Source organism: Homoserinimonas sp. (assembly GCF_056262345.1).
Genome location: NZ_JBACFR010000173.1, coordinates 1 through 7,522, shown reverse-complemented (window position 1 = coordinate 7,522; position 7,522 = coordinate 1). Strand labels below are relative to the sequence as shown.

Sequence of the window (7,522 nt, the reverse complement as noted above, 5' to 3'; positions counted from 1 at the left end):
CACCATAGAACGAGCGGTGCCGGCGAATGCGGCTTGTATTTCACACTGAGTTCTTCTGAGATCAACGCGTCACAAATATCCTGAATCGCCGCTTGGATGTGGGAGCGCTCGCGCAAAAGCTCAGTCATCGTGTCGCCAACTCTGAAGTTATGGTGGCGCGGGGCCATTCCGGTCAGCCACTGTACTCCTAGAGCAACGGGGCTCGCTTGTTGCCGCCGTCTGAATCGGTCGTCGTAGCGGGCCGCCCTGTCAGCGGGTGTGAGCGGGTTATTCGCCGAGTCGCGCAGCCTTGCGTTCCTGGTTCTCCATGAGCTGTTGACGCCACCCTGGTGAGAGGACCTGCGGTGGGAGGCGTGTGGCAATGAGGTTCCAGGCCAGAACAAGAGCGACAGCCAGGTATGTGGTCCATACCCAGGTGTCTATTGCTGCTGCGATCTCCGCCTGCGAGTGCAGGATTGAGTTGCTGCCACGGTCTTCGAGGGCGGGGCGGAGAACCCCTTCGAGCCCGAGGACTGCGGAGCCGACGAGTATCGCCGATGCTCCCAGCCCCTTCCACCATCTGGGCGCTCCCCGTCTGATCAGCGCGAAGGAGGGGTAGTGGTGGAGTGTGCGCCCTGGCTTCCCGTAGGTGAGCAGGCCCGCTCCGAGCAGGATGAGGATTTCCGTTGCGAAAATCACATCCCGCCCCGAGCCGAACTTGTAACGGGACCAGAGTGGAGCGTGGGCGGCGATCAGCCAGAAGAACGCCGCGCAATATACGATCCCTGTCCCCGCCGCTGCAATGCGGGCCGCACGCCGACGTCGGTAGTCGCTGTAAGCGCCCTTTGCTGATTGCCAGCCGGTGGATAGTGGTGAATGGCAGGTGAAGCAGAGCGCTTCCCCCTGCTCAAATGGCGCCTCGCACGACGGGCAGCTCAACAGCGTGCGAGAGTTCGTCATGCGAGGCGTCACGGCGTCACATGCCGAGATAGCGCATCATCCTGCCACTCACTCGGCTGTTCGATGTGTAGATCAGGGACGACCATGCCGCGTAGTTGATGATCGTGGCACCGAGCATCGTATACACAGGGAGTACGGCGAGCCCGATGCCCACCACGGGAAGGACGATCGACGGCGCCAGCAAGGCGGCGGCAACCCCCGTTGCAGCCGCCGCATACGTGGTTGGCATGTCAGGAGAGAGCGAGGCCTCCAGATCTGCGATCGCCTGCTCAGCGGTGTCTCCGTTCTGGTGCGAGACGACAAGTTGATCGGCGAGGCCCAGAGCTGCGTTAGCCGAAAAGGTGAAGTCGGCAGCCTCGGTCAGGAACGCCGCCGCGTCGGCGACCTTGCTAATGTTGCGCGTCAAGTTGGGCGAACCCTGGAGTACACCTGCAGCTGAAACGGCGTCACCAAAAGTCGTAACCGCGCTCGTGAGGTTCATCGTGGCGAGGAACTGGTCATATGCGTTCCGATCGCTGCTGGTGATCCATGCACTGTATCTTGGGGCCTCGGAGTTGTGGTTGCACGTAGTCCCGACGTGGCTCGGCGACATGTCGATGTAGTGCGACAAGTACATGTACATCGTTTCCTGCGCCGGCGTCCGAGCGTTGCTGTCCCGGGCGGAGTTTACGGCGGCGATCTGAGCTGCGTACGCTGCCCGTCCACCCGGGGTGCACGCGGTACCCGGTGCGGGCGTCGGCTCGGCCATGTCTGCCAGCGCGAGGTCGGCCACCTCGTCGAAGAACGCCGCGTCGGCCTGGTCGACATGGATGTAGTTGCCGGGCGCGATACCGAAGTCCTGCATGGCGGCGGCGGCTCTTGCCGATGCGTCGAGGATTTCGCTGCTGGTGTGCGCTGTGTTCACTGTCTGCGGGGCTTCGGTGGCCGCCGCAGGCTGGACTGTAGCCAGTGACACGGCGAGCCCAATTCCGAGCGCCGTTACTGATTTCATGCCTTTCACGATGCCGCCCTTCAAGTGAGTGAGTCATGCTCTTGTTCGCACCCTATCGACGCGGAGTCAGATCCGTCTGCCCCCCCATGGGGGGCGTCCGAGACGCATGCGGGCTTTCGTCGTCCTGGATCACCCGGCTTGCGGCGGCCAGCCGGGCAAGCAGAAGGCCCCGATTTCTCGGGGCCTTCTCAGGTAGATCATCCGATAGAGAACGGTATGTTCGGCCAATGTCGAAATGACGACTCGGCTCCACAGTCGATTAGCTCCGCAGGATCAAGATCGGGATCGTCTTGAAAATCCAAGAAGTTCCGCTCGTTTCCTGTCACTGCGTTGCCTAGCCGTACCAAGCACTCCCTGGTTTCCGTGAGAATGACTGGATCGCTGATCGGATCAAACTGATTGATGTACGCGAGCTCGATCAGGTCACGCTCCAGGGCGCAAGCGCTCACCTCCGGCGAGAACTCGGACTCTGGGGAGCCCCAGTACTCGTACGGTGAGTAGATTCGGTGACCGTTGATCGGGTCCTCCACCCGACCCGTAAACTTTCGGTCATGTTCCGATGCACACTCTTCGTACCTGCCCAGGGTTGACTCATACTCCTCGACAGTAATTTCCCCATCCTCAAGGATGGCGATCGCGGCCTCTGAATTGGCAGCTTCCGCGGCGACCCGCGCCCCGGCAACTGTCATGAGGTCAGCGCCGATCACCGAGCCGTCATTGGTCGAGCAACCAGCCATCAATGTGCCAAGGACGACGGCGATGGCGGCGCTCCCAGCGCCTCGTCCGAGGGTGCGGATACCTGCCACTATCCGCTTACGATCTCCAGCTCTGGCTGCCAATGGTCCCCGTGTGCAGGCCACCCACAAATTGCGCAACTGAAGTCGGGTGGATGTAGGAAACTGTTCCACTGGTGGCGCAGCGCAGCGATCCCGTGACCGGCGTATATGACGAACTATGCGCGATCTGCACGCATCGCTGCGACGAGGCTCCATCAAAGCTCATAGGTAAACCCGAGGCCTGATAGCCGTTTGTGAAGAAACTTGAGCCGCCGTACACCCCGTTCGGAGACTGCTGCACCCCGAACGCAGTGGCCTGCATTGGCGCTGCGACTGACAATGCTGTGGCAAGCGCGATGAACAAAGCTGCAAAGAGCGCCTTGCGGCCACGCAAAGTTGTTGTTGTTGTTGTTGTCATTACCGTTCCCCCACGAAAAAAATGAACGAATGCTCGTTACTATACGAGTTAGGGGGAACAAATGGGCCAAACGAAGAAATATCGACTTCTGCCTGTCGTGGGCCTGCTCACATGGGTGCTGCTTCCGCTTGTCATGGTCGCCGGACTAAGTGGAGTGAGCCGCTCTCTCACTTTGGACGACGACAAAGTGGAGGTGTGGGTTCCGGTCGGGGCCGCCGACCAGGACATTGACCGCGGCGTGGACGTGATCCTGCAATGGAGCCCGACCGTCGACATCGTCTCCCCCGCGTGGTCCGGAGTTGTTCAGCGCGTCAACGTCACCGGCGGGGCATCGCTCTCTAGCGGCCACTCAATTGCGTTGGTCGATGGTGTTACCCGTATCGCTGCACACACAAGCATTCCGTTCCATCGCCAAATCGATTCGGGACTGCGCGGCGAGGATGTGCGGGCATTGAACGAAATGCTTCGGCAACTTGGACATTCGCATGCTCCCGACGACGCCGCTACCTGGCAAACCACGCGGGGCATCCGTCAGCTTGGGGCGGCGCTGGGAGCCGGCTCGTCGGTCAATTCGTTCGACCCGGCATGGATCGTCTATCTGCCATATGAAGGCTACGTTGTGGGTTCAGTGCAACTAGCGGTCGGAAAGCCCGCTCCGGCTCCTGGCGAAACGATTCTCGGCGGTACCGCCCGTATTACCTCAGCGGAGTTAGTCACCCGAGACAGCGTTGCCATCCCTCCATCATCCCCCTCGGAACAGCCCGGAGCGGCGACGCGCCCAACACGCATTGAGATTGCAAACGAGGCCAGGGTGACGGCAGACCCGGAAGAAGCCTTCCAAATTGCCGGCGTTACCTATGAACTGGACGAGACACGCAGCAGGCTCGCAGTCGTCTCACTGCCCGGGGTGGAGGGTGTGATAGCCGCAGACCAGGTCGTGGTGCGCGGGCAGTTGGTGAGACAAGCACTAGATGGAGACGTTGAAGTCCCCAGCGCAGGGATCGTGACAGACGCCACCGGAGCACAATGCGTCCGAGTGGACCCCGACAAGCCACGCTGGGTTGCGGTGGACATCAGGGCAAGCCGCGACGGCCTCGCCGTGGTGTCCGGATCATTGAGCATCGGCGAAAAACTCCAGGTTGGGGCAACCGTGGAGCCGACCAAGTGCTCCTGACTGTCGAGGGATTGGGCAAGTCCATCGGATCGCGGTCTCTGTTTATGAACCTGACATTCACCGTGGAGGCTGGGCAGTCGTTGGCGATTGTCGGCCCGTCCGGTTCGGGAAAATCCACTCTCCTCTCGATCATCGCGGGGTTCACTGACCCCAGCAGCGGCGAACTGCGATTTGACGGGTCCCGCGGGCACATCGAGTGGGCTCCGCAGGCTTCGCCGTTGCTGTCACGGCGAACCGCGCTCGATAACGTGATGCTGCCGACGCTCATCCGCGGGGCTGACCCCGGAGCGGCGAGGATGCATGCCTCCAAGACCTTGGACGATCTTGGGCTCGGCGCATTCGCTCACACTCCGGTGTATCGACTTAGTGGAGGCGAACGTCAGCGCGTTGGCGTGGCTAGAGCAGTGGTGTCGAGGCCACGAATGCTCTTGGCGGACGAACCCACAGCCTCCCTCGATCCATACTCGCGAACGGCCGTTATCCAGACGCTTCGGCGCTGCACCCAGGAGGGTACCGCCGTCATCATCGCCACCCACGATCCAATCGTTGCGGAGCAATGCGACACAAGGCTGGATCTCCAATTGGACATGCCATGATGGTCATGCCTCTTCCCATCTCCGAGGCTCTAGCCAACCTCCGAGCCTCCCTGGGCTTCGGGCTGATCCTGTTTTTCGTCTCGCTCCTTGCCGGTGGAGGAATCGCCGCCGCGAGCACGCTCGAAGCAGGAAGCTACGCACACAAATGGCACCAACAAGTGCAGACCGGCCGCTTCGTTTTCACCATTGCATCCGCCACATCGGCAACATTGGATGCGTCACGCTGCGATGCCCTCAACTCCATCTCCGGCGTCAGCGCCGCGGGGGCAATCACTTCTGAGCGAGACATTGAGTTCCCGCAAACCGGTAATCAGACGTGGCGAGAAAGTACCGTCACTCCAAGGTTTCCCGCCGCCGCATGGAACGACGGGCCGCCTCCTTTTTCGGGAAGCAATGCCATTTTTCCCAACGAGTTGGCCGACCTGCTGAGCGCCGTCCCTGGATCGCGGTTCACAGTCGTGGACAAGGCCACCGGAGCCGAATCGTCAACCCGCGTCGAATGGACTTCGGAGCACCGGTCGCGAATTGACGGCATCAACCGGAACGTGATTCGCCTCGGAGAACCTTCCGGAGCCACAAAGATCTGCTACGTCTCCACTGAACCGGCCGCGTTTCTCGACGTCGGCTCGGCAGCGCGAGGGTGGTTCGGTGAGCCTGTTCAGGTGTCGGAGCTCGGCCAACAAACCGACGGAGCAGGTCTATCGATCGCCCCGGCACGTCTAATGGACTGGGGATGGGTCGCTGTCGCTGCAGCAGTTCTCCTGTTGGCGAGCTCATGGTGGTTCGCCCGCCGAGCAGACCTCGCTCTATACCGTTTGCTTGGCATGGCGACGGCAGACTTTCTCAGAATGATGACCACGGAATGTGCCCTGTTGGTGTTGGCGCCGACGGCACTCGGCGCGGCGTTCGCACTCCTCGTTCTTCGTCCAACCGATGCCTACGTCATCGCATCAGTCGGCTTGGATCTCCTGCGATACATGGTGATTCTTTGTTCACTTCCACTGATTGCCCTCCTGCTGGGACGGCGCAGCAACACCGTCAGGACCCTCAGCGGCTACTAGGCCTCGTAGCCCCTGTCCTCTTGGCATGCTTACCCTTTGGCGACGTCGCACCCCATCCGTTGTGGTCGACAGTGCCGGCCCGCCACCTCTTGAGGTTCCACCGCCCGAGCCACCCCTGCGGATGCGGGAGGTACTGCGCCATGATAGGTCCTACTGGCGCCAGATCGCCATCGAGGTTGCCAGCGGGTTCATCATGGCGGCGCTGCTCTTTGCTTTGCCTGGACTGGCGGGGCTTCTCGGGTACCCTCTTGGTCAGTTTCGATCGAACCTGTCCAGCCCCTCGATGGCACCGAGGCGTGGCTTTCCACGCAGGGGCGATCAGCCATCTGATCAGGTGTGCCTCATGGTTCGGCGCTTCCGCGAACGGACTGCGACGGAAGATGTTCGGGCAAGGATTGCCCATGGGACCGCACAAACAGGTGGTGCGTAGCAACGGCAGCGGCCTTGAGCGAGGTGTAGTACCCGATCAGCCGCCGGTCCTCGCTTCGCTCCGCCCACGTCACCACTCGATACCCGTTGATCGCGAGGAAGCGGATGATGCCGTAGCACTTGTTCGTCGCGTCGACCATGTACCAGCGGCCCGGTTCCGTTTCGACCGCGGCGAGGATCGGATGCCACGCGGTGGACGGGTTGGACGCACGGCGCGCGGCGGTGTCGAAGGCGTCCTGTGGTGAATGACGCATCGACCCTGCCCGTGTTCCATTTCTTTCGCTGCTCGCTTATGCTCGTTAACCTTCGAACATACTTTCGAATAGTGCAAGGTGGATGTCATGCAGGTGAAACACGAAACTGTGACAGTGTGGCTCCAGGGCGCGGTGCCGGTACGGCTGCTGTGGCGCGATGTCCGCTACATGGTCACCGACACCCCGACCGGGCTCTACGGCTATATCGATGACGCACCGACACGGGCGCGACGCACGCGAAGGCGTTTGGACGCCGAAGGCGCCGATGTCCCCCGGGTCGTCGTCGAAGTCATGGCGATAGAACCTTGAGCGAGACGGCCTTCCGTAGTCGCCTGCGGTTCCACAGGAGCAGACTTGCGACGATAGCCACTGCTAAGACCGTCGCCACGATTATGTAGGAGGCTCTGATCCTTGGGTCACCTTCGGCTCGGGCGTCGTTGGAGAAGGTGATTTCGCTTGTGAGGTCTTGGACGATGAGTCCGCTTCGCACCTGGAGTGTTGCAAGCCAGGGTCCTTCGGGAATCGCATCTTCGAGCATGACGGACATCTGACCTGTACGGCCTGGTGCCACAGTGAGCGACTTGTGTCCGTCGAACGGCCCTGCTGATAGACCCGCTGGTCCTTCAGTAAGGCTGAGTGTGCCGCTCAGGTCGAGGGCACGCCCTCCCGTGTTCGAGATGGCAGCGGTAAGTACGCGTGTTCCATCTTCTGCGGTCGTCGCAACCAGCCGGCCGATCTCGAAGGTCGCCGGCGGGCCGTTCCCTGGCCCTACCGATACATACATGCGAATTCCAACTCTGCTTGCACTCACGACACTGGTTTCAGTGGTGCTGTCGGATCGAACCTCAGCCCAGACCGCAGCGTACTGTTCGCCCTCGGCAGCG

At 61.4% G+C, this 7,522-nt stretch carries 9 protein-coding genes and 1 pseudogene; 4 read left to right on the top strand and 6 right to left on the bottom strand.

The window, feature by feature from the left end; translation table 11 throughout:
* Nucleotides 1–267: 267 nt before the first annotated feature.
* The 4 genes from AC062T_RS08490 to AC062T_RS08475 form a co-directional block, all read right to left on the bottom strand.
* Nucleotides 268–678 carry a hypothetical protein gene (locus tag AC062T_RS08490; RefSeq protein ID WP_476029115.1) on the bottom strand — a complete coding sequence of 137 codons (411 nt, stop codon included), beginning with the start codon at nt 676–678 and terminating at the stop codon, nt 268–270.
* A gap of 277 nt (nt 679–955) precedes the next feature.
* Nucleotides 956–1,954 carry a hypothetical protein gene (locus AC062T_RS08485; RefSeq protein ID WP_108516313.1) on the bottom strand — a complete coding sequence of 333 codons (999 nt, stop codon included), beginning with the start codon at nt 1,952–1,954 and terminating at the stop codon, nt 956–958.
* 173 nt (nt 1,955–2,127) lie between these two features.
* Nucleotides 2,128–2,637, bottom strand: coding sequence for a hypothetical protein (locus AC062T_RS08480; protein WP_159078156.1), 510 nt, complete (start codon nt 2,635–2,637; stop codon nt 2,128–2,130).
* A gap of 106 nt (nt 2,638–2,743) precedes the next feature.
* Nucleotides 2,744–3,124, bottom strand: a complete 381-nt coding sequence (locus AC062T_RS08475) for a hypothetical protein (RefSeq protein ID WP_476029112.1) — start codon at nt 3,122–3,124, stop codon at nt 2,744–2,746.
* Nucleotides 3,125–3,185: 61 nt separating this feature from the next.
* Here AC062T_RS08475 and AC062T_RS08470 point away from each other — a divergent pair, with 61 nt between their 5' ends.
* The 3 genes from AC062T_RS08470 to AC062T_RS08460 are packed head-to-tail and all read left to right on the top strand — an operon-like array spanning nt 3,186 to nt 5,955.
* Nucleotides 3,186–4,298 carry a hypothetical protein gene (locus AC062T_RS08470; protein WP_158268741.1) on the top strand — a complete coding sequence of 371 codons (1,113 nt, stop codon included), beginning with the start codon at nt 3,186–3,188 and terminating at the stop codon, nt 4,296–4,298.
* Entirely contained in the window at nt 4,289–4,894 is a 606-nt protein-coding gene (locus AC062T_RS08465; RefSeq protein ID WP_476029110.1) for an ABC transporter ATP-binding protein, read from the top strand. The genes AC062T_RS08470 and AC062T_RS08465 overlap by 10 nt, the downstream gene beginning before the upstream one ends.
* Nucleotides 4,891–5,955: a hypothetical protein gene (locus AC062T_RS08460; protein ID WP_476029108.1), complete on the top strand. Its 1,065-nt coding sequence runs from the start codon at nt 4,891–4,893 to the stop codon at nt 5,953–5,955. The genes AC062T_RS08465 and AC062T_RS08460 overlap by 4 nt, the downstream gene beginning before the upstream one ends.
* 341 nt (nt 5,956–6,296) lie before the next feature.
* Here the strand turns inward: AC062T_RS08460 and AC062T_RS08455 are convergent, their stop codons facing one another.
* Nucleotides 6,297–6,638, bottom strand: a complete 342-nt coding sequence (locus AC062T_RS08455) for a hypothetical protein (RefSeq protein ID WP_108516321.1) — start codon at nt 6,636–6,638, stop codon at nt 6,297–6,299.
* Between the two features lie 87 nt (nt 6,639–6,725).
* On the opposite strand from AC062T_RS08455, the gene AC062T_RS08450 reads away from it, so the two are divergent.
* Nucleotides 6,726–6,947: a hypothetical protein gene (locus AC062T_RS08450; protein WP_159078158.1), complete on the top strand. Its 222-nt coding sequence runs from the start codon at nt 6,726–6,728 to the stop codon at nt 6,945–6,947.
* Here the strand turns inward: AC062T_RS08450 and AC062T_RS08445 are convergent.
* A pseudogene (locus AC062T_RS08445) lies at nt 6,928–7,522 on the bottom strand (hypothetical protein); the annotation flags it as partial. The gene AC062T_RS08450 and the pseudogene AC062T_RS08445 overlap by 20 nt on opposite strands.

What these genes read in the sequence shown, in the direction of transcription:
- AC062T_RS08475 (WP_476029112.1), bottom strand. Translation starts at nt 3,124, where the DNA reads ATGACAACAACAACAACAACAACTTTGCGTGGCCGCAAGGCGCTCTTT.
- AC062T_RS08470 (WP_158268741.1), top strand. Translation starts at nt 3,186, where the DNA reads ATGGGCCAAACGAAGAAATATCGACTTCTGCCTGTCGTGGGCCTGCTC.
- AC062T_RS08460 (WP_476029108.1), top strand. Translation starts at nt 4,891, where the DNA reads ATGATGGTCATGCCTCTTCCCATCTCCGAGGCTCTAGCCAACCTCCGA.
- AC062T_RS08455 (WP_108516321.1), bottom strand. Translation starts at nt 6,638, where the DNA reads ATGCGTCATTCACCACAGGACGCCTTCGACACCGCCGCGCGCCGTGCG.
- AC062T_RS08450 (WP_159078158.1), top strand. Translation starts at nt 6,726, where the DNA reads ATGCAGGTGAAACACGAAACTGTGACAGTGTGGCTCCAGGGCGCGGTG.